Raw genomic sequence first — 21,988 nt, forward strand, 5'->3', positions numbered from 1 at the left:
CTTTGCTATTACAATGCGGCGAAGCTTTTTTCGGCAGCAGCTATGGTATGAGCAATATCGTCATCTGAGTGGGCTAATGAAATAAACCCTGCCTCATAGGCTGAAGGCGCTAAATACACACCATGTTGTAGCATTAGATGGAAGAAGCGATTAAAGGCTTCAGTATCACACTGTGTAGCTTGAGCAAAGTTAGTAATGTTTTCTTCTTTGCTAAAAAACAAACCAAACATAGCGCCGACTTGGTTAGTGCTCAATGGGATATTATGTTTTTTCGCAGCCGCAGCAATACCATTAACTAACACCTGAGTCTTTTTGGTTAAGGTCTCATAAACGCCCGGCTTACTTAATTCAGTTAAAGAAGCTAAACCTGCAGCCATTGCGATAGGGTTACCTGATAAGGTGCCCGCTTGGTAAACCGGACCTAAAGGCGCGATATGGTGCATAATTTCTTTTTTGCCACCAAAAGCACCCACTGGCATGCCGCCACCTATAATTTTACCTAAAGTGGTAAGATCTGGTTTTACATTGTATACCGCTTGCGCACCGCCTAGTGCCACTCTAAAGCCGGTCATTACTTCGTCAAAAATAAGCACAGCACCATATTGGTCACACAGTTGACGTAAACCTTGTAAAAAACCTTCCCTTGGAGGAATACAATTCATATTACCGGCCACTGGCTCAACAATAATACAAGCAATATCATCGCCATGAGCCGCAAAGGTTTGTTTAAGCTGATCTAGGTTATTAAACTCACAGGTTAAAGTATATTTGGCAAAATCAGCTGGCACACCAGGAGAATTCGGTACGCCTAAGGTTAATGCCCCTGAACCAGCTTTGACTAATAAAGAATCTGCATGGCCATGATAGCAACCTTCAAACTTAACAATAGTATTTCTATTGGTATAGCCTCGAGCTAAACGAATAGCACTCATGGTTGCTTCGGTACCTGAACTGACCATCCGAACCATTTCCATGCTAGGGACTAGCTTAGCGACCATCTCAGCCATATCAACTTCGGTCGCGCAGGGTGCGCCAAAGCTTAAACCTTTTTCAGCGGCCTCAATAACGGCTTTACGAATAGCTGGATGGTTATGGCCCAATAACATTGGTCCCCAAGAGCCGATGTAATCAATATATTGCTTACCATCAACATCAAACATATAAGCGCCATCAGCATGATCAATAAATACAGGCGTACCACCAACACTACTAAAAGCACGAACCGGTGAGTTTACACCTCCTGGAATAGTGCGTTGAGCGCGGGCGAATAGTTGTTCTGAAATCGACATAAATAGTGATCCTAATAGTGACTTTAAATAATTAAACAGTTAGAAAGCGGCTTTAATTAAGCATTCTTATTACTAAACCAAGGCACAGCACACTCGTAATCTTTAACCTTATCAGCAACACCTAAGGTTAAGGCAAATAAAGCCATGCGTACTAATACGCCATTGTCAGCTTGACGAAATATGGCCAAGTTAGGGTTCAGGTTTAAGTCGTTATCAAGCTCGTTCGCATCTGAGCGAGAATCACGTGGCAACGGATGCATAATGACGGTATTAGACTTACAATAGCGCGTATAAATTTGTTGGTTTAAACGAAACTTGCCGCGATATAAGTTAGCTTCTTCTTTGCTGCTAAAACGCTCTTCTTGGATCCGAGTCTGATAAACAATATCAGCACTTAGATTGCCTTCTAAAGTATCGGTAATAGTGACTTGATGACCAGCAGTTTCAATTGCACCTGTAATTTCATCCGGCATAGCCAGAGCATGAGGCGCGATCAGAGTAAAACGAATATTTTTGAACAAGCATAATAACTTAGAGAGTGAATGTACTGTTCTGCCATGTTTAAGATCGCCGACCATTGCGATATGCATACCATCGACAGTTAAGCCAGAAGCAGCAAGTTCACGCTCTATAGTAAACAAGTCTAATAGGGCTTGAGTAGGATGCTCATTAGCACCGTCACCACCATTAATAACGGGTACTCTACTGCCCAAAGCAAATTCAGCAACCGATCCCGCCTGAGGGTGGCGCATGGCAATAACATCGCTGTAGCTACTAATTACCCGCGCTGTATCAAATAACGATTCACCTTTAGCTAAAGCCGAACTTTCCATACCGGTAGTTTCACGCACTTCACCACCTAACAAGTTAAAGGCACAACCAAAGCTAACACGGGTTCGGGTGCTTGGCTCAAAAAATAAATTACCTAAAATAGCGCCTTCTAATACTTTTGTCCGCTTCTGGCGGCTGGCATAAGGAGCCATATTGCGGGCAATTTGAAAAATCTGCTGGATACTATCGCGGTCAAATTGATGTACAGAAAGAATATGTTCGCCTGTGAAGCTCATATTTAGCACTCTCGTTGGTAAGATGTTATCACTGCCAGAATTGGCCAGTAACTACTGGCCATTATACCCAAGAACCTAGATTAAAAGCGAGTTTGTTCAAAAAGGTTTAAGCACGGCTAATAATACAACTGCTAATAGAACTAGCACTGGAAGCTCATTAAAAATGCGATAAAAGCGAGCGCTTCGTTGATTGTTATTGTTTTTAAAGTCAGCCAGTAATTTGAAACAATAGCCATGATAAAGATATAAAAGAAATACCAGCAGCAATTTTGCATGCAGCCAATGGCTAAATTTAAACCAAGCTAAGCCGTAGCTATAAATAAGTAAGCCGCCAAAAACTAAAGTTAGCAGTGCAAAAGGAGTCACAAAATAGAGCAGACGACGCTCCATTATTTTAAATTGCTGATCACAATCAGGACTTTGAGTTTGAGCATGGTAAACAAATAACCGTGGAAGGTAAAAAATGCCGGCAAACCAAGCGACCATAAAAAACAGGTGTAAAGCTTTATAGATTAATAGTGTTGTCATAGTAAGTTATTCTGTTTAATTAATAATGTGCGTATTTGATCCCAGCGAATAATCCCCATTAGCTGACAAGGATCTTGCTGTCGGTATATATATACTGCACCCTCTTTTGGCTCTTCTAATATTGAGAAAACCTCAGCGAGGGTAACTTGATGGCTTAAGCCTACTAAAGGCAGATATTTTAAAGCGCTATCGCTTGTCATAGATAATTGAACATCGTAATTGGCTAACAAAAATTGTGTTTCGTTACCTTCTCCTCTTTTTACAAGTAACTGAGCTGGAGGAGTTAAATTATCTAATGCTTGCATCACTGTTTCGTCATCTGGGTTATGCAACAGTTGATAATTAGTGTCTAGTACAGCGAGTGCTCCTACTTTTTGTAATACGTCGTTAGCCGGAGATAACTTATAGGGCATCTGTAAAAAATCTAACTGCAATAAAAAAATTGATTTATTATTAAACAGTTGCACCGCAGTGACATAGGCTGTCGCTATTACTAGCATAGCAGGGACAATAATAGTGGGGTTATTAGCTAATTCCATTACGGCAACTAAGGCTGCTAGAGGGGCGTGCATGGTTGCGGCCATTAACCCGGCCATACCTAATAAAGCGTAAGTGCCTGCTAGACTATTATCACCCGTAATGAGTGCTGGAACTATAGCTAATAAGGTGCCAAGTACAATGCCTAAACCAAAAACAGGCCCAATTACTCCCCCAGGTACGCCTAAACCTAATGCGAATAAGGTTAATAACATCTTACCTATGAAAATAATTAATAATAAACTAATGTCATCAGGTGCATTAATAGCGTAAAAAATAGCCCCTGTTTCAGCACCCATTGCCAGTGGAATAATATAACCAATAGCCGCAGTAATAATTCCTGCTAGACAAAGTCGAATAGCTAATGGCCATTTTTTAAAAAGTTTAAGTAATAGCATTAAATTGTTATTAAAAACAAAAGCGATAACGCCAAAAATAACACCACAGAGTACTAGGTAGGGTAAATGCCAGCCACTAATAGCAACAATATCTAATAAGGCAAGTTCCGATGTATTATCAAACACCGCTTGTGTCACTATAGAGCCAACAACAGAGGCCAGCATAATAGGAATAAAAACGTGAACACGATATTCCCTCAGTACCACTTCCATAACAAAAAGCACAGCGGCTAAAGGGGTATTAAATGAAGCAGAAATACCGGCAGCAATACCACAGCCGGCAAGAATTCGAATACTATTAAAAGGTAGCTGTAGGTATTTACCTATAGTACTAGCACCATAAGCACCAAGATGGACAGAAGGACCTTCTCGACCGACAGAAAAACCGCTGCTTAAGGCGATAATGCCACCAAAAAATTGATTAAAAGTATTGCGAAAAGGCATTAAGCCATACTTAATTTTAATTCGACTAATGACAAAAGGAATACCTAAACGATAATGTTTATAACCAGTAATTGCAGCGATAATACCGATTAAAACAGCCCCAGCGATAGGTAACATCCACCGAATATCAGCAGGAACAGTCGAGAAATCATCACTTTTATCTAAAAAAAATGCTTGAATGCCGATAATGGCTAAGCGGAATAAAATAATAAGTAATGCCGCAACAAGGCCACCTAATATAGCCAGTAGACATAACTGCCAAGATGTTTGAGCCAGCGCTAATCGCCGCTGCAAAGAAGGAAGCCAAATTTTCCAGCGTTGCATAGTTAACACCGTAAAAAGTTCGTTATAATTAGTGTAACATAAGCAATTGATTGCGCGTTATTAAAGCTTTTATACCTGTATAATATAAAAGTGAATACTTGAATAAAACAGTCAAGTATTAGATAATTTGTACTTAGCGTTAAACGATGGAGTTATTATGTCAGATCCTGCAGTACCAATTGAGTTTACTGAAGCGGCGGCAAAAAAGGTCGCATTACTCGTTGCTGAAGAGGAAAATCCGGCACTAAAGTTACGGGTATATATTACTGGTGGCGGTTGTTCAGGCTTCCAGTACGGCTTTACGTTTGACGAAAAAGTAAATGACGGTGATTTTGTTGTTGAAAAGCAGGGCGTTTCAATGGTTGTTGATCCAATGAGCCTGCAATATTTAATGGGCGGTGTTGTTGATTACACCGAAGGCCTACAAGGTAGTCGTTTCTTAGTGCAAAACCCAAACGCTAGTACAACATGTGGTTGTGGTTCTTCTTTCTCAGTGTAAGGGCATGACCTATAAAATTAATACAGCTAGCACGCCATTAGCGCTGAGTTAGCTGTATTAATATCGTTAGCATAGCTGCAATGGCTAAATTAAAGCTAATAATATAAGCAAATCCTTTCCAGCCTTGCTTAATTGTCCAATTATGTGATTTTAAATACCAAAACCATAATCCACACATAATTAATGGTATAAAATACAATAATTTAATCATGATTGTGCTGAAACCTTAATAATAACCTTTACTCATCTCTATACTAGCATCTATTAGCCAGCTGAATATAGCTGCTTTAGTACCCTAAAATGTTAAATGTTTTCGCGGTTGTGCTGTACGCTCTTGGTGAGCTGTGGTTTAATTAACCGATCCACTTTGCTTATTGCGTTTTTGCAATAAGGTTTACTGGTTGCGTTTTGCAACAACTGAACATTGCTATAGCGACATTAACTACCGGGAGAATAATAATATGAAAGGTACTAAAAGTGTCACGTCTGAAGAAAATAAGCGCTTATGTGTTTGGCTAAAGCGACAACGCCAAGAAAAAGGTCATACTATGCGCAGCTTATCTGAAATTTTAGGAGCACCACACTCTTTTATTGGTAAAGTAGAAAACCAAGAAAGAAGGCTTGATGTCATTGAGTTTGTACGATATTGCCAAGCACTAGAGGTTAATCCAGCAGAAGGTATTACCAAAGTATTAGAAGGCGAGTATTAGCGTTAACAATATATAGAATAAAAAACACCGCTAATTAGCGGTGTTTTTTATTCTAGGCGTAAATTTATTCAGGAGTAGTATTAAAGTTAATGCTGGGATCCCTAATAAGGCGCTAACAATAAAAAATTGGTTGTAGCCTAAGGATTGCACCATAACGCCAGAAAAACCACCAACAAATTTAGGAAGCAATAACATAAGAGAGCTAAAGATAGCATACTGTGTTGCGGTAAAAGCTAAATTAACTAGGGAGGATAAATAAGCAATAAAAGCACTAGTTGCAATGCCAGCACTAAGGTTATCGGCTGAAATAACAACGGTTAGCCAAATTAGATCATGACCAAGGGTGCTTAAAACAGCAAATAAAAGATTGGTAGCAGCGCTTAAAATTGCCCCTAAGAATAAAATACGCAAAATCCCAAATTGGTTTATGAGAATTCCACCTAATGCAGCGCCTAATAATGTCATAATGACACCGAAAACTTTTGAAATACTGGCTATTTCTTCTTTGCTATAACCCATATCAACATAAAAAGTATTTGCCATAACGCCCATAACAATATCTGACAATCTGTAGCAAGATATTAAACTTAAGATTAATAAGGCGTGCCATTTATAACGAACGATAAAATCAATGAAAGAAGCCAATACGGCCGTTTTTAACCAAAGTAATAACTTAAAGCGGCCTTCTTGTGTCGTGCCATGCTTAAGTTGGCTGTTAGGCTCTTTACTTAATAAGGTAGTGAATAAGCCCGGTAACATGCAAAGTGCCATGGTAGCGTAGGTCAGCTGCCAAGCGGTTAAGTCATAGCCGGTACCGGTTGAATATAAAGCAGCCAACCATAAGGTGCCAGCAGAAGCTAAAATCATCGCTAAGCGGTAGCCAGTTAAATAGGCCGCAGCTAAAGCTGCTTGCAACGTATCAGGAGCGGTTTCTATACGAAATGCATCGACATTAATATCTTGGGTTGCAGAAGCAAAAGCTAAAATAACCGCAAATACCGCCATCAATGCTAGGTTCTGTTGCGGATCAGAAAAGGCCATAGCGGCTATTGCTGTAATTACAGTAACTTGTGATAGTAATAACCAGCTACGCCGACGGCCTAACCAAGCATGTAAAAAGGGAATTTTCAAGTGATCGGCTAAAGGCGACCATAACCATTTAAAGGCATAGGCTAAAGCAACCCAGCTAAAATAGCCAATATCAGCCCGTGATACGCCAGCTTCACGTAACCAAAAAGATAAAACACCAAATACTAACATTAGTGGCAAACCACTAGAGAAGCCTAAGATGAAGATGCTAAGAACGCGACGCTGAAAATAAATATGTAAGCCACGTAGGCTACTAATAATAAAAGACAAAGGAAATACTCAATAGCGACAACAGCTGTTACTTTACTGCTCAATTTAGTGAGGTCAAGTGTTTATGGTCTAATACCTATACAATTAGCCGGAGCAATACCTGAGCCCTGTAAAAAGCGCAGACAATACTGAATATGTAAGCGTAATGGCTGGTTATGAATTAACTCTGCTTCAGGCCAATATTCTAATTGATGGATTAAATACCAAAAAACACGTTCATAATCGTCACACTCAGCGCAAGAGGTTACTGAGTATTGCGCCCATTCCTCTAATGTGTCCCAAATAAAAAGGTGTAACTCGTTATAAAGCAGTTGGCCTGAAAAGTAGGCCGATGCATATTTAATTAGCTGCTGAGCTTTTGAATCAATAAAATGTTCAAGAATCATGCGTTAAATACCCTCTTAAGCAGAGTAATTAACTTGATTATAGCTGGTTTTACAGTTCTGGCTCAGGCAATACGCGGATCATCTTAATTACAATAGGTTCAACCGGCACGTTAGGCCAGCCTAACTTTGGCGATACATCAGTGGCTTGCTCACGAATGGTTTCTAACACTGACTCGCCTGCGCTAATACGACCAAATACAGCGTAGCCCCAGCGTGATCCTGGATCTAAATTTGGGTTGTCTTTTAAATTAAAGAAAAACTGGCTAGTTGCACTATGAGGATCATTTAATCTAGCCATAGCTATAGTTCCGTATTGGTTTTTTAAGCCATTACCCGATTCGTTAAAAATAGACTCACGCTCTTCTATAGTAGTAAAGTCAGATTTGTAACCACCACCTTGTAATACATATTCTGGCTCTAGGCGATGAAAAACAGTATTGTTATATCTCTTTTCTTTAACATAGCTTAGAAAATTATTGACCGTAATCGGCGCACGACTGCGATCAAGCTCGACTTCTATATCGCCTAAGTTAGTGCTAATTAATACTTTAGGGAATAAATTATTAGGTTGAACAAATTGACCAGGATTAGCAAAAGTACTCTGGCTAATACTTACTAGGATTAGTAACAAAAATAGGGGCAGTAACAGTTTATATTTCATGGCTTAGCTCCGTAATTAGCTGCGTAAAAAATGTTGCCAGCTTGAGTCTTGCAATAATTGGCTTAGCACCTGTTCAGTTAATAAGCGTAGCTCGCGCTCTACAGCAGCAACGTCTATTGTGAATGGTCCTGTGTAATTTCCATCACCTGAGTAAGTTTTGGTAAAAGCGCCCGCTGCGGTTTGTACATTAATAATAAAGGCAACTTGGTTAGTTACTGTGTGATCTAAAGTGTTCTGTTGAACTAAGGCCTGTAACTGAGCTATTTGGATCTTAACTTGATAATCATTACTACTATTGATTGCCGCCCCTTGCTCAGTTAATGCTTGGGTAATTGTTGTTTTTAAATGGCTCAATAAGTCATTGCTAGTTTTTAATTGAAAGCTTTTATTACCATTCATTACCTTTAAGGTATAGGGCATAGCGCGGCTATCAACTAACTGAAGGTTAAACCTAGTTTGGCTTAAAGCTTGATTTTGGGGCGCAAAAGCCTGAGGAGCCAAAATAAATTTAGTCGGGTTATTACTACATGCGCTGATTAACAACAGCATAAAAACTAGCAGGTAACGCATTGATTAACTCCTTTTTATTGCTTCTAAGATAACAAACTTGGGATCAGCCGCTAATTGCCGACAATTACCAAATAAGCGTTGTAATACCTCTGCATAATTCAAGTGACGATTAGCCACAATACGAAAATGGCCCCCTTGCTTAAGCACGCGCTTAGCATCGGTAAACATTTGATTAGCAATATGCCGAGTCACAGCTTGTTGTTGATGAAATGGCGGGTTGCAAATAATGTAATCGGCTGATTTATCGGTTTGTTTTTGTAAACAGTCATCAATAATAAACTGGCACTGGGCTAGTTGTTGCGGCAAATTGTTAGCGATGGTTTGTCGAGCTGAATCAATAGCCATATAAGATTCATCGCATAAAATAAGCTTAATCTGCTTATCTTGCTGTAATAGTTTTAATCCTAAAACACCATTACCACAGCCTAGATCAATAACAGTATAGTGATCTTGCATTTGCGGAATATGCTGTAACAGCACCCTAGCACCTAAGTCGAGCTTTTCACGTGAAAATACATTGGCATGATTAACCACAGTAAAATCTGTACCTTCTAATGGCCAAACAATAGGAAAAGTAACAGTTTTAGCCTGTTGTGGTTTGTTGCTAAATTGGCTAGTGATAAGACGGCACTTCTTAACGGTTAAAGAAGCTGAACTTGGTCCTAAGCTTTGCTCGAACATTGTCATCACATTGCGGGTGATATCTTTAGCTTTCGCGCTGGATAAAATAACCGTTTTATCGTTAACAACCTTGGCTAGCTGCTGGAGAATATACTGTAAATAGCTATGGTTACTAGGGAGCTTAAGTAGCACTATATCTGCATCTGGGTATGTATCTAAGCTAGTAATCTGGTTTAAGTTTTGTGTTGAAAGGTTGTTTTGTTGTCTATTATATAAGGTGCCCTGTTCGGCTAAAAATGAATCATTAACCTGTATTTGCTGGCAATCAGCTAATGCACAAGATAAAGCACCAAAACTATCATTGATTATTAGCACCTTAGGCTGGCGCTGTTGCGTTGCTGCAAATTGATTAATAGCCTCAATAGCATGAGTAATCAGTAACTCATCAGCCGCATCCCAAGCCTGTAAGCTAGTATTTGGCTGGTTTAATGGCCAGCGACGCAATTGTAAGGTACCGGTTTGGGTTTGAAAATTAATATTCATAGCAACACATTTTAATAAATAAGGCCCCCATTTTGACACGGCATTGCCATACCGACAACTAGCAAAAGCAAGTCAATGAATTAATCAACAAGCAGGTCAATAAAATACCTAGTTTTGTGGCTAGACAAGTTTGGCGTATAGTATGGCGGCAATTGTCGAGTTAGGCTTAAATTAACGACAGCATTCTCAGCATAAGAGGTTATATAATGGTGGTTTATCCAATTATAGAGCAAAAGCTACAAGATGCATTTTCGCCTATTTTTTTGCAGGTGAAAAATGAAAGCTATAAGCATAATGTGCCAGAAGGCTCGGAATCACATTTTAATGTGGTGATAGTAAGCGAAACCTTTGCAGGGCAGCGTTTATTACAGCGCCATAGGGCAGTTAATACCGTGTTAGCTGAAGAATTAGCTAAGCAAATACATGCATTAGCTATCCATACTTATACGCCTGAAGAGTGGAGTAAGCAGCAAGCAGAACACGTTCCCGCCTCTCCAAAATGTTATGGCGGCGGTAAATAGGGGTAGCATAAACGGGTAAATAGATTAGTTTTGCGCTGATCAGACCTGTTTTTGCTGGTAAAGTTTTACACTAGCGTCAATTTTTCGCAATAACAGCAGGAGCTGTCATGGTTATTCAACCTAAAATTCGTGGTTTTATTTGTACTAATGCGCATCCCGTCGGTTGTGCTGAGCATGTCAACGAACAGATTGAGTACGTTAAATCGTTAGGTGACATAAGTGAAGGCCCTAAAAATGTATTAGTAATAGGAGCTTCAACAGGATATGGCTTAGCGTCACGCATTACAGCCGCTTTTGGTTCTGGCGCTAAAACTTTAGGCATCTTTTTTGAAAAAGAACCAACTGAAAGCAAAACTGCTTCGGCTGGGTGGTATAACACTGTTGCTTTTGAACAAGCTGCAAATGCCGCAGGCCTATGGAATAAACATATTAATGGCGATGCATTTACAGATGAATTAAAAGCGCAGGCAATTGATATTATTCGCCAAGAAATGGGCAAAATTGATCTCGTGGTTTATAGTTTGGCAGCACCAAGACGTAAAGATCCGGTAACCGGCGATGTCTATAGCTCAGTGTTAAAACCAATAGGTGAGGCCTATACCGCTAAAACCTTAAATACAAGCAAACGTGAAATCGAGCATGTATCAGTAGAGCCTGCTAGTGAGCAAGAGATTTTCGATACCGTTAAAGTAATGGGTGGCGAGGATTGGGAGCGATGGTTAAATCAATTAGACGGTGCTGGTGTTTTAGCGGATAACTGTCAAACAGTAGCTTATACCTATATCGGTGAAAAACTCACTTGGCCTATTTATGGCAAAGCAACCATTGGCCGTGCCAAAGAAGATTTAGACCGCGCAGCAACTGAGATTACCAATAAATTAGCCCATATTAATGGTAAAGCCTATGTGGCGTCATTAAAAGCTTTAGTAACGCAGGCTAGTTCAGCTATTCCTATTATGCCGTTATATATTTCATTATTGTATCGTGTAATGAAAGAAGAGGGCACACATGAAGGCTGTATTGAGCAGATTAATGGCTTATTCCGCCAAGGCTTATATAGCGAAACGCCAACTTTAGACAGCGCTGGCCGGTTACGTCAAGACGGTAAAGAGCTTAAAGATCATATTCAACAAGCCGTTACCGATTTATGGCACCAAGTGACAACAGAAACCATAGATACCTTGACTGATTATAAAGGCTATCATAGTGAGTTTTTACGTCTGTTTGGTTTTGGCTATGATCATGTTGACTATAACGCTGATGTTAATCCGCTGCAGCCACTAGCTAACTTAGTAAAATAAATAGAGTAACTTAAAAAAAAGTAAAATTAGTTAGCATTTTACGTCACAAATTAAGCTGAAAAGTAACGATATCGCTTGGTTTTATTCATCAATTAAAAGTGAAATAGACCAAGCGTGCATTTACTCAGCCCATTTGCTGGAAAATTTACGTTTTAGCATAGATAGGTGATCGTATTAGTGCTAGAATTCGCGACTTTAATACGTGTATCCGCTGAAAAAATGAGCAGTTAATGTTCGGAACTCGTCAACGGATGCGCTGCGCGGTGAGCAGCTGAAAAACTAGGTCCTGTTTCTTCCAATAAAGTAGTGCAAGTACGTATGATAAAACTCAAGAAAGGCTTGGACATTCCCCTGTCGGGCAGTCCTAAACAAGAGATTAGTACCGGCAATAGCATTAAAACCGTTGCGGTTTTAGGCGAAGAATATGTTGGTATGCGTCCGACTATGTCGGTCGAAGTAGGTGATAGCGTAAAAAAAGGTCAGGTACTTTTTGAAGACAAGAAAAACCCTGGCGTTAAGTTTACGGCACCTGTAGCAGGTACTGTTAAAGAAATTAACCGTGGCGCTAAGCGTGTTTTACAGTCTGTAGTGATTGCTGCAGAAGGTGACGCGGCTGAAAAGTTTGCAAGTTACCCTGCAAACCAGCTAGCTGGCTTAAGTGCTGAGCAGGTTAAGCAGAATTTAGCTGATTCAGGGCTATGGGTTGCATTGCGCACTCGTCCTTACAGCCAATCGCCTGCTTTAGACAGTACACCTAAAGCAATTTTTGTTAATGCCATGGATACTAACCCGCTTGCGGCAGATCCAAGCATTATCATTGCTGAGAATGCAGATGCGTTTAGCCATGGTTTGACGGTGTTATCAACGTTAACTGCAGGTAATAAACTCTATCTGTGTAAAAAAGCTGGCGCTACTGTGCCAAGCATTTCGCAGGCAGAAGTGGCTGAATTTGATGGCCCGCATCCAGCTGGTTTAGTCGGTACCCATATTCACTTCTTAAATAGTGCCAGTGCAAAAAATGTTGTTTGGCATATCGGTTATCAAGACGTTATCGCAATTGGTAAGCTGTTCACAACAGGCGAATTATGTAATGAGCGTGTTGTTTCAGTTGCTGGTCCTATGGTTAAGTCGCCTCGTTTAGTTAAAACCATTTTAGGTGCCTCTGTTACTGAGTTAACAGCTGGTGAACTTAATGACGGCCAATCTCGTATCATTTCAGGCTCAGTGCTTTGTGGCGTTAACGCTAAAGGTGTACATGGTTACCTTGGTCGTTTCCATAATCAAGTATCTGTGCTCGAAGAAGGAACTGAAAAAGAATTCTTAGGTTGGATAGCGCCAGGTTCTAAAAAGTTCTCAGTTACGCGTGCTTATTTGTCACATTTAAACCCGAAACGGTTATTTAATATGACAACCACGACTAACGGTTCTCCGCGCTCAATGGTACCTATTGGTAACTATGAACGAGTGATGCCACTGGATATATTGCCTACTTTATTGTTACGTGATCTTATTTCTGGCGATACTGACGAAGCTCAAGCTTTAGGTTGTCTAGAGTTGGACGAAGAAGATTTGGCACTTTGCACCTTTGTTTGTCCTGGTAAATACGATTACGGCACCATTTTACGTAATTGCTTGACGACCATTCAGAAGGAAGGCTAGTCATGAGTTTGAAGCATTTTTTAGAGCGTATTGAGCCGTCATTTGAAAAAGGCGGCAAATATGAAAGATGGTATGCACTATATGAAGCAATCGCGACTGTATTGTATACGCCAGGTCTGGTAACCCGTAACGGTACTCACGTTCGTGACAGTATCGACTTAAAACGGATTATGATCTTTGTTTGGTTGGCGTTATTCCCAGCTTTATTCTTTGGTATGTATAACGTTGGTCATCAAGCTGTTGTTGCGTTACAAGCCGGTTTTGGTACGCCAGATACTTGGCAAGTTAGCCTATTTGCTATGCTTGGCGGTGAGCTTACGCTTGACTCAGGCTGGGGCAGCAAAATGTGGTATGGCGCAGTTTGGTTTTTACCAATCTATGCTGTGACCTTTATCGTCGGTGGTTTCTGGGAAGTATTATTCTCAACTGTGCGTAAGCATGAAATCAACGAAGGTTTCTTTGTTAGCTCAATCCTATTTGCCTTAATTTTGCCTGCGACCATTCCTTTATGGCAGGTCGCCTTAGGTATTACTTTTGGTATCGTAGTGGCAAAAGAAGTATTCGGTGGTACTGGCCGTAACTTCTTAAACCCTGCGTTAGCCGGTCGTGCTTTCTTGTTCTTTGCTTACCCAGCTGCGATTTCTGGTGATCAAGTATGGACAGTAGCAGATGGCTTCTCTGGTGCAACTTGGTTAAGTAAAGCGGCTTCAGGCGAGTTAGATTATAGCTGGGCTGCAAGTTCACAACAGTGGTTAGATGCATTCTACGGCTTTATCCCAGGCTCGGTAGGTGAAACGTCAGTTTTAGCGCTATTAATTGGTGGTTTTGCCCTAATTTATTTCCGTATTGCTTCTTGGCGTATTGTTGCCGGTGTAATGATTGGTATGGTGGCAACATCATTCTTATTCAACGCTATCGGTTCTGAGAGTAACGGCATGTTTGCTATGCCTTGGCATTGGCACCTTGTGTTAGGTGGTTTTGCGCTAGGTATGTTCTTTATGGCAACAGACCCAGTATCAGCCTCTTTTACCAACCAAGGTAAATGGGCATATGGTATTTTAATTGGCTTAATGGTGGTGATGATTCGTGTTGTTAACCCGGCTTACCCAGAAGGTATGATGTTAGCGATATTATTTGCCAACTTATTTGCGCCATTATTTGATTTCTTCGTGGCTCAGGCCAACATTAAACGGAGGCTGGCACGCAATGTCTAGTAATAACGATAGCATTAGTAAAACGCTGATAGTAGTTATCTCTTTATGTTTAGTTTGTGCGGTTATTGTATCAACAGCAGCGGTACAGTTACGGCCACAACAAACAGCGAATAAGCTACTAGACTCGCAGAAAAACGTATTAGTTGCCGCCGGTTTATTAGAAGGCAGCAATATTGCCGAGCTTTATAGCAAGCACATTGAAGAGCGTTTTGTTGACTTAGATAGTGGTGATTTTGTCGAAAAACCGGCTAATTACGATTATCGTAAGTTTATGAAAGATCCTAACGAAAGCATTCGCTTAAAAGGTGAAGAAGACCAAGCGTCAATAAAAACACGTGCTAATGTTGCACCTGTTTACTTTGCTTATGAGCAGGGCGTTGAGTCAGGTAAGCTTTCTGCAATAGTGCTGCCTATTCATGGTTATGGCTTATGGTCAACTATGCATGCGTTTTTAGCATTAGGCCCTGATGGTACAACCATAAAAGCCCTTAATTACTATGAGCAAGGCGAAACTGCTGGTTTAGGTGGTGAAGTACAAAATCCGAAATGGGTTGCTCAGTTTGAAGGTAAAAAGTTACTTGATAAATCAGGTCAACCAGCTATTAAAGTGGTTAAGCCTGGCAATGCCAGTGCCGATTCTGCTTTTGAAGTAGATGGGTTATCTGGTGCGACTTTAACCAGCAATGGTGTGCAAAACACATTCGATTTCTGGGCCGGTGCTAAGGGTTTTGCCCCATTCCTGGCTAAAATTCGTGACGGAGCATTAAACAATGGCTAATGCAAAAGAAATTAAAACGGTTCTGTTTGGTCCTATTTTTGCCAATAACCCTATAGCGTTACAAGTATTAGGGATCTGCTCGGCACTAGCTGTGACTACAAGAATGGATAAAGCGTTAGTAATGTGTATTGCACTTACGTTAGTAACAGCTTTCTCTAACTTCTTTATCTCGTTAATTCGTAACCATATTCCATCAAGTGTGCGTATTATTGTACAGATGACGATTATCGCTTCATTAGTAATCGTAGTCGATCAGCTGTTAAAAGCATTTGCTTATGAGGTCTCTAAAGAGTTATCGGTATTCGTTGGCTTAATTATTACCAACTGTATCGTAATGGGACGTGCTGAAGCCTTTGCGATGAAACGCTCACCAGGTATCAGCTTTTTAGATGGTATTGGTAACGGTTTAGGTTATAGCTTAGTGCTGATGATTGTTGCCTTTATCCGTGAGTTAGGTGGTTCAGGTACCTTATTTGGTGTTGAAATTATGCCTCTAGTTAAAGATGGCGGCTGGTATCAACCTATGGGGTTACTGTTAATGCCACCAAGTGCGTTTATCATTATTGCCGCATTTATATGGATACTACGCGCTTTTCGTACTGAGCAAGTAGAGAAGGCATAAGGGGTTATCGATGGAACATTATATAAGTTTATTTGTTCGCGCGGTCTTTATAGAAAACTTAGCGCTAACGTTTTTCCTCGGTATGTGTACTTTTATTGCCGTATCGAAAAAAATCACTACTGCTTTTGGCTTAGGTGTTGCAGTTACTGTAGTACTTGGTATTTCTGTACCGGTTAATAATTTGGTTTATCAGAACTTATTAGCTCCGGGTGCACTGGGCTGGGCTGGTTTTCCTGAAGCTGATTTAAGCTTTTTAGGTTTCTTAACCTATATCGGTGTTATCGCTGCATTGGTACAGATTTTAGAGATGATTTTAGATAAGTTTTTCCCTGCGTTATATAACGCACTAGGGATCTTCTTGCCGCTAATCACTGTGAACTGTGCCATCTTCGGTGGTGTTGCCTTTATGGTAGAACGTGATTATAACTTTAGCGAAAGCGTTGTTTTTGGTTTTGGTAGTGGTATAGGTTGGGCATTAGCTATTACCTTACTTGCTGCTGTACGTGAAAAGTTAAAGTATGCAGATATTCCGGAAGGCTTGCGCGGTTTAGGCTCAACCTTCTTAATTGTTGGTTTAATGGGATTAGGCTTTATGTCTTTCTCAGGTGTTTCTCTGTAAGGGGTAAAGGAACGCGATATGGAAAATGTAGACATATTTCTTGGCGTTGGCATGTTTACCCTGGTGGTGCTGGCGTTAGTAATTATTATTTTAGCGGCTAAGTCAAAGTTAGTTGCCTCGGGTGATATTACTATCAGTATTAACGATGATCCAAGTAAAGCAATTAAAACCAAAGCCGGGGGTAAATTACTCGGTGCTTTAGCTGATAAAGGTATTTTCTTATCTTCAGCTTGTGGTGGCGGTGGCTCTTGTGGTCAGTGTAAGGTGCATGTTAAGTCTGGTGGTGGTGAAATCTTACCAACAGAATTAGGTCATATTTCTAAAGGTGAAGCGCGCGAAGGTTGCCGTTTATCTTGTCAGGTTAACGTTAAATCTGATATGGAAATTGAAGTTGAAGAAGAAATCTTTGGTATTAAAAAATGGGATTGTGAAGTTATTTCTAATGATAACAAGGCAACCTTTATCAAAGAATTAACTTTAAAAATTCCTGATGGTGAATCAGTTCCTTTCCGTGCTGGTGGTTATATTCAAATTGAAGCCCCTGCGCATCATATCAAATATAAAGATTTTGATATTCCAGAGCAATTCCGTGGTGACTGGGAGCGCTTTAACTTCTTTAGCTTAGAGTCTAAAGTTGATGAAGAAACCATTCGTGCTTATTCGATGGCTAACTACCCTGAAGAAGAAGGCATTATAATGCTAAACGTGCGGGTTGCTACGCCGCCACCAAATAACTTGACCTTACCTTGTGGTAAAATGTCATCTTATATTTGGAGCTTGAAAAAAGGTGATAAAGTTACTATTTCTGGCCCATTTGGTGAATTCTTCGCTAAGCAAACTGAAGCAGAAATGGTGTTCATCGGTGGTGGTGCAGGTATGGCCCCGATGCGTTCACATATTTTCGATCAGTTACGCCGTTTAAAAACGGATCGTAAAATTAGCTTCTGGTATGGTGCCCGTTCTAAACGTGAAATGTTCTATGTTGAAGACTTTGATATGCTTGCTGCTGAGAATGAAAACTTCGAATGGCATGTTGCATTATCAGATCCACAACCAGAAGATAACTGGACCGGTTATACAGGCTTTATTCATAATGTTATTTATGAAAACTACCTGAAAAACCATAAAGCACCAGAAGATTGTGAGTTCTACATGTGTGGACCGCCAATGATGAATAAAGCGGTTATTAGCATGTTACAAGATCTTGGTGTTGAAGATGAAAACATCATGTTAGATGACTTCGGTGGCTAACATTATGTAATACGAGCAGGGGCAATTTTTAGTTGCCCCTGCTGCTTTTAGGAACTTATATGCAATTAGTATCCCATTATAAAGTATGGCTAGCGGCTTTGGCGCTGGCCTTTTTAGTTTCTTGCAGTCCTGCTACTTCAACAGATAATCCGCAAAAACTGACTGGCAATACCATGGGCACTTATTATGTTATTAAATTCGTTGCTCAAGCTGAAGTTGATGCTGATGCTGATAAGTTACAACAGAAAATTGATGCAGAGCTAGAATTAATTAATGACTTAATGTCTACCTATCGCCCTAATTCAGAGCTAATGCGTTTTAATGCTTACCAAGGCACTGAGCCATTTGCTTTAAGTGACCAAACACGCACAGTAGTCGCGGAAGCTATTCGCATTGGCGCACAGACTAAAGGGACCTTAGATGTGACTGTTGGGCCTTTAGTTGAACTGTGGGGATTTGGTGCTCAGGGCCGAATTGAACATGCGCCTGAACAATCTCAGATTGATGCTGTCAAAGCGGCTATAGGCATTGAAAAATTAAGCCTAAGCGAACAGGGGTTAAGCAAAGCAGATCCAAAAATTGCCGTAGACTTATCAACCATAGCAAAAGGTTATGCTGTTGATAATGTGGCTGCTATTTTAGATCAAGCGGGTATACATAATTATCTGGTTGAAATTGGCGGTGAAATGCGGATTAAAGGTGCTAAAATAGACCAGCCGTGGCGTATTGCGATTGAAAAACCAGAGTCAGCTGAGCGTGCGGTTCAACGGGTGCTTGAACCTGGCGATATGGGAATTGCAACTTCAGGCGATTACCGTAATTATTTTGAGCAAGATGGTATTAGATTTTCGCATCTTATTAACCCCCATACAGGGCGACCAATCCAGAATAAGATTGTTTCTACAACGGTTTTACATCCATCTTGTATGACAGCTGATGCTTATGCTACAGCATTACATATTATGACCAATGCAGAACAAGCTCTAGCCTTTGCAAATGAGCATAATATAGCAGCACTTATTATCGTTAAAACGGCTGATGGTTATACAGAATTAGCATCAGAACAATTTAAACCCTATATAACTCAACAGTAAAGGTGGCAAAAATGAGCATATTCTTATTAACATTTGGTTTGTTTTTAATTGTCGTCGTTGCTATGGCATTAGGGTATTTAGTGCAACGAAAAACTATCGCAGGCAGTTGTGGTGGCTTAGGCGCACTAGGTATTGAGAAAGCCTGTGACTGTGACAAACCTTGTGAAAGCAGACAGCGTAGGTTAGAGAAAGAAAAGTTTTGGCAAGATAATAAAATAATTTAAGTAATAGCTTTATTAAAGGCTTAACTTAAGGTTGTAGCTATGGCTGTTGCTGGTTATGCTGTAGCTATGACATTCATTTAGAACATAACGGTTCTTTCATTAGCAGGATAAGAATGAGGTTACGCCAGACGCTTGTTGCTTATATGCTGCCGCTTTTATTGCTGCCAGTTTTGGGGTTTGGCTACTTAGCTTATTATTACCAGCAGCAACAAATTCAGCAGCAAACCTTGTTCGAAGCCCAACTTGCGCTAAGCAAACAAAAAGATACTTTAGAGCAACTATTTCAGTATCACCTTACTCAGCTAGAAATGCTGTCTAAAAGTACAAAGCTGGACGCATATTTAAATCAACCAAGCCCTGAAAATAAACAGCTAGTTGTCGAGTTGTTTCAATACTTCTCAGACATTATGCGTAATGTTTATTCAATTAAGTTACTGTATTTAAATGGTGACTTAGCTTTGCAAACGCCGGCACAACAAGAAAAAGTCTCAATTCCAAACCGGTTAAGAAATCGCTACTTTTCTAATTTACAATCATTAAATGAAGAGTCAGGCTTTTTCATGGCTAAAGATAATAATAGTGACAGTTTGAAATTGTTTTTCGCTAAAAAGCTATATGCTTCCTCTCTTACCGAGTCGCAGCAGTTATGGGGATATTTAGTGCTTGTGCTTGAGCCTAATATATTATCTGAAGTGATCCAATATCGGCATACACCTAATAGCCATTCAGTACTAATCAACAAGTCAGCTACAGTTGCTTATGCTGCTGATCCTAACGAAATAGGAGCAAATATTGCTCCTGTTGATTTTCGTTATATTCAAAATAGCATTGAACAACAACAATTTACTCACGCTAGTTTACTTAATCAAACAAGACTGGTAATTGGTGATAATTTAGCAAGTAATTACCAATTAGTATTTAGCTTAGACGAAGCAGAGCTATTTCCAGTACATAGTAATGGCTGGTTAATTTGGCTTGCTATTTTTCTTTGTTGCTTATTAATTCCGTTGTGTATTTATTTCCTATTAATACGCAACGTATTTAGTCCGATTAAAAAATTAACTTCAGCAAAAACCGCTGTTGGTCGTGGCGACTTTACTATTTTATTAGAAGTAGAAAAGCAAGATGAGCTGGGGGATATGTTTGCAGCATTCAATGTTATGGTTCGACAACTGAGAATTTATCGTGAACGAGAGCGCGCTTATAAAGAGCAACTAGAAGATAAAGTGCTAAAGAGAACTCAAGATTTAGCCTGTGCCAATGATGATTTAGCTGCAGTTAACCAAGAGCTTATTTTAGCGCGTGAAACCGCTGAACAAGCTAATAAATTAAAAAGTGTATTCTTAGCTAATATGAGTCATGAAATTCGGACTCCCTTAACGGCTATTATTGGTTTTTCAGAGCAGGCCACCCAAGAGACAGAGATAGAGAAGCAACAAAGTTACTTAAATCGAGTACTCAATAGTAGTAAACATCTTTTAAACTTAATAAATGATATTTTAGACCTATCTAAGATTGAAGCTGACAAACTCGAGCTTCAACCTGAGCCTTTTGATTGCCTAGCGTTAATTGATGACATTTTTCAATCGACAAATGACCAGGCAAAAATTAAGGGGCTACAATGTAAGTTAAATTTACAATTCCCTTTACCGCAAATTTTAAATAATGATCCGGTTCGTTTTCGTCAGGTTTTGCTTAACTTAACCAGTAATGCATTAAAGTTTACGGCTAAAGGTAAAATCGTTATTAGTGTTAGCTTTTTAGTTGAACATAACCAACTGCAGATCAAAGTTAAAGATAGTGGTATAGGAATGACAAAGCTAGAGTTAAGTCGTATCTTTAAGCCCTTCGTTCAGGCTGATGCGACTGTGACACGTCATTATGGTGGCTCAGGTTTAGGTTTATGTATCTCTAAAAAGCTCATGCAACAAATGAATGGCGATATTATTGTGCAAAGTGTTAAGGGGATTGGCAGTAGTTTTGAGTTACGTTTTAGCTGTGATTCACCATTACCTGAGTTAGTTGAACACTATCAACCAGCCGAGAGCCTAAGCAAAACTGCCAATATAGAGCCTGATAACGGTGTTAATAACTTATATATCTTAGTTGCTGAGGATAACCCAGATAACCAACTATTGCTGTCCATTTTGTTACAGAAATCAGGGGCTCGTTTTGTGTTAGTTGAAAATGGGCATCAGGCTGTAGAGCGGGCATTAGCTGAATCTTTTGATGTTATTTTTATGGATATGCAAATGCCTGTAATGGGCGGAGAAGAAGCGACTAAGCTAATTAGGTATGCTGGCATAGATACGCCAATTATAGCGGTTACCGCTAATGTGATGACAGAAGATATAGAACTGTATAAACAAGCAGGTTGTCAAACTGTTTTAGCTAAACCTATTATACATAATGATTTATTAGCAATATTAGCTGAATATGGCCAAACAACGGTGCCTAATATAGCGTCTGAAGTATTCGTTACAGATGAACCGGAGCTTCTGGCTTTAAAACAAAGTTTTACTGCCCAGTTACCGCAACTTTATACCGAGTTATGCAATTTATTTACAGAACAAAAATGGGCTAATTTAAGTTTTGCTGCTCATAGCTTAAAAGGCAGTGCAGGTAGTATGGGCTATCCAAGTTTAACCGACTTAGCAGGACAATTAGAGCAAGCGGCTAAATTATGTCAAGTTGATCACGTTAGTGCTTTATTAATCCAGATAAAGTTAATTGTAGATGACGCTAAGGTCAAAAATGAGAGTGAGTAAG

The 21,988-nt window shown here is 39.9% G+C and carries 22 protein-coding genes; 13 read left to right on the forward strand and 9 right to left on the reverse strand.

Features of this window, described 5'->3' with window-relative positions; translation table 11 throughout:
• Nucleotides 1-8: 8 nt before the first annotated feature.
• From hemL to ACRCA4_RS03125, 4 genes are all read right to left on the reverse strand, one after another.
• Nucleotides 9-1,289 (reverse strand): glutamate-1-semialdehyde 2,1-aminomutase, encoded by a 1,281-nt coding sequence (hemL, locus tag ACRCA4_RS03110; protein ID WP_433183997.1) that lies wholly within the window; start codon nt 1,287-1,289, stop codon nt 9-11.
• A gap of 56 nt (nt 1,290-1,345) precedes the next feature.
• Nucleotides 1,346-2,356: an aspartate carbamoyltransferase gene (locus tag ACRCA4_RS03115; RefSeq protein ID WP_433184000.1), complete on the reverse strand. Its 1,011-nt coding sequence runs from the start codon at nt 2,354-2,356 to the stop codon at nt 1,346-1,348.
• Nucleotides 2,357-2,452: 96 nt separating this feature from the next.
• Nucleotides 2,453-2,884 (reverse strand): CopD family protein, encoded by a 432-nt coding sequence (locus ACRCA4_RS03120; RefSeq protein ID WP_433184003.1) that lies wholly within the window; start codon nt 2,882-2,884, stop codon nt 2,453-2,455.
• Nucleotides 2,881-4,587, reverse strand: a complete 1,707-nt coding sequence (locus ACRCA4_RS03125; protein ID WP_433184006.1) for a chloride channel protein — start codon at nt 4,585-4,587, stop codon at nt 2,881-2,883. The genes ACRCA4_RS03120 and ACRCA4_RS03125 overlap by 4 nt, the downstream gene beginning before the upstream one ends.
• A gap of 157 nt (nt 4,588-4,744) precedes the next feature.
• Here ACRCA4_RS03125 and erpA point away from each other — a divergent pair, with 157 nt between their 5' ends.
• Nucleotides 4,745-5,086, forward strand: coding sequence for an iron-sulfur cluster insertion protein ErpA (erpA, locus tag ACRCA4_RS03130; RefSeq protein ID WP_433184008.1), 342 nt, complete (start codon nt 4,745-4,747; stop codon nt 5,084-5,086).
• A gap of 461 nt (nt 5,087-5,547) precedes the next feature.
• Nucleotides 5,548-5,796 carry a helix-turn-helix domain-containing protein gene (locus ACRCA4_RS03135; RefSeq protein ID WP_433184011.1) on the forward strand — a complete coding sequence of 83 codons (249 nt, stop codon included), beginning with the start codon at nt 5,548-5,550 and terminating at the stop codon, nt 5,794-5,796.
• 30 nt (nt 5,797-5,826) lie between these two features.
• Here ACRCA4_RS03135 and ACRCA4_RS03140 read toward each other — a convergent pair whose 3' ends face one another.
• The 5 genes from ACRCA4_RS03140 to ACRCA4_RS03160 all read right to left on the reverse strand — a co-directional run bounded on the left by ACRCA4_RS03140 (nt 5,827) and on the right by ACRCA4_RS03160 (nt 9,936).
• Nucleotides 5,827-7,155 (reverse strand): AmpG family muropeptide MFS transporter, encoded by a 1,329-nt coding sequence (locus ACRCA4_RS03140; protein ID WP_433184014.1) that lies wholly within the window; start codon nt 7,153-7,155, stop codon nt 5,827-5,829.
• A gap of 62 nt (nt 7,156-7,217) precedes the next feature.
• Nucleotides 7,218-7,541: a hypothetical protein gene (locus tag ACRCA4_RS03145; protein WP_433184017.1), complete on the reverse strand. Its 324-nt coding sequence runs from the start codon at nt 7,539-7,541 to the stop codon at nt 7,218-7,220.
• Nucleotides 7,542-7,590: 49 nt separating this feature from the next.
• On the reverse strand, nt 7,591-8,202 hold the full coding sequence (locus ACRCA4_RS03150) for a peptidylprolyl isomerase (RefSeq protein ID WP_433184020.1): 612 nt from the start codon (nt 8,200-8,202) through the stop codon (nt 7,591-7,593).
• Between the two features lie 15 nt (nt 8,203-8,217).
• Complete coding sequence (locus tag ACRCA4_RS03155) at nt 8,218-8,772, reverse strand: YajG family lipoprotein (protein WP_433184022.1); 555 nt, start codon at nt 8,770-8,772, stop codon at nt 8,218-8,220.
• Between the two features lie 3 nt (nt 8,773-8,775).
• The gene (locus ACRCA4_RS03160) at nt 8,776-9,936 is read right to left on the reverse strand and encodes a methyltransferase (RefSeq protein WP_433184025.1); all 1,161 of its coding nucleotides are present in this window, start codon (nt 9,934-9,936) and stop codon (nt 8,776-8,778) included.
• A 206-nt stretch (nt 9,937-10,142) separates the two neighbouring features.
• On the opposite strand from ACRCA4_RS03160, the gene bolA reads away from it, so the two are divergent.
• The 11 genes from bolA (at nt 10,143) to ACRCA4_RS03215 (ending at nt 21,987) form a co-directional block, all read left to right on the forward strand.
• The gene (bolA, locus tag ACRCA4_RS03165; RefSeq protein WP_433184028.1) at nt 10,143-10,457 is read left to right on the forward strand and encodes a transcriptional regulator BolA; all 315 of its coding nucleotides are present in this window, start codon (nt 10,143-10,145) and stop codon (nt 10,455-10,457) included.
• A 107-nt stretch (nt 10,458-10,564) separates the two neighbouring features.
• Complete coding sequence (fabV, locus tag ACRCA4_RS03170; RefSeq protein ID WP_433184030.1) at nt 10,565-11,758, forward strand: enoyl-ACP reductase FabV; 1,194 nt, start codon at nt 10,565-10,567, stop codon at nt 11,756-11,758.
• Nucleotides 11,759-12,076: 318 nt separating this feature from the next.
• Entirely contained in the window at nt 12,077-13,417 is a 1,341-nt protein-coding gene (locus tag ACRCA4_RS03175; RefSeq protein WP_433184033.1) for a Na(+)-translocating NADH-quinone reductase subunit A, read from the forward strand.
• Nucleotides 13,418-13,419: 2 nt separating this feature from the next.
• Complete coding sequence (locus ACRCA4_RS03180; RefSeq protein ID WP_433184036.1) at nt 13,420-14,631, forward strand: NADH:ubiquinone reductase (Na(+)-transporting) subunit B; 1,212 nt, start codon at nt 13,420-13,422, stop codon at nt 14,629-14,631.
• Nucleotides 14,624-15,409 carry a Na(+)-translocating NADH-quinone reductase subunit C gene (locus tag ACRCA4_RS03185; RefSeq protein WP_433184038.1) on the forward strand — a complete coding sequence of 262 codons (786 nt, stop codon included), beginning with the start codon at nt 14,624-14,626 and terminating at the stop codon, nt 15,407-15,409. The genes ACRCA4_RS03180 and ACRCA4_RS03185 overlap by 8 nt, the downstream gene beginning before the upstream one ends.
• Nucleotides 15,402-16,031: an NADH:ubiquinone reductase (Na(+)-transporting) subunit D gene (locus tag ACRCA4_RS03190; RefSeq protein WP_433184041.1), complete on the forward strand. Its 630-nt coding sequence runs from the start codon at nt 15,402-15,404 to the stop codon at nt 16,029-16,031. The genes ACRCA4_RS03185 and ACRCA4_RS03190 overlap by 8 nt, the downstream gene beginning before the upstream one ends.
• A gap of 10 nt (nt 16,032-16,041) precedes the next feature.
• On the forward strand, nt 16,042-16,650 hold the full coding sequence (gene nqrE, locus ACRCA4_RS03195; protein WP_433184044.1) for an NADH:ubiquinone reductase (Na(+)-transporting) subunit E: 609 nt from the start codon (nt 16,042-16,044) through the stop codon (nt 16,648-16,650).
• A gap of 18 nt (nt 16,651-16,668) precedes the next feature.
• Nucleotides 16,669-17,901, forward strand: a complete 1,233-nt coding sequence (nqrF, locus tag ACRCA4_RS03200; protein WP_433184047.1) for an NADH:ubiquinone reductase (Na(+)-transporting) subunit F — start codon at nt 16,669-16,671, stop codon at nt 17,899-17,901.
• A gap of 59 nt (nt 17,902-17,960) precedes the next feature.
• Nucleotides 17,961-18,995: an FAD:protein FMN transferase gene (locus ACRCA4_RS03205; protein ID WP_433184050.1), complete on the forward strand. Its 1,035-nt coding sequence runs from the start codon at nt 17,961-17,963 to the stop codon at nt 18,993-18,995.
• A gap of 11 nt (nt 18,996-19,006) precedes the next feature.
• Nucleotides 19,007-19,219, forward strand: coding sequence for a (Na+)-NQR maturation NqrM (gene nqrM, locus ACRCA4_RS03210; RefSeq protein WP_433184053.1), 213 nt, complete (start codon nt 19,007-19,009; stop codon nt 19,217-19,219).
• 113 nt (nt 19,220-19,332) lie between these two features.
• Nucleotides 19,333-21,987 (forward strand): ATP-binding protein, encoded by a 2,655-nt coding sequence (locus tag ACRCA4_RS03215; RefSeq protein ID WP_433184056.1) that lies wholly within the window; start codon nt 19,333-19,335, stop codon nt 21,985-21,987.
• Nucleotide 21,988: the final 1 nt, after the last annotated feature.

Origin of the sequence: Rheinheimera sp. WS51 (assembly GCF_050936095.1) — a bacterium.
Classification (GTDB): domain Bacteria; phylum Pseudomonadota; class Gammaproteobacteria; order Enterobacterales; family Alteromonadaceae; genus Alishewanella.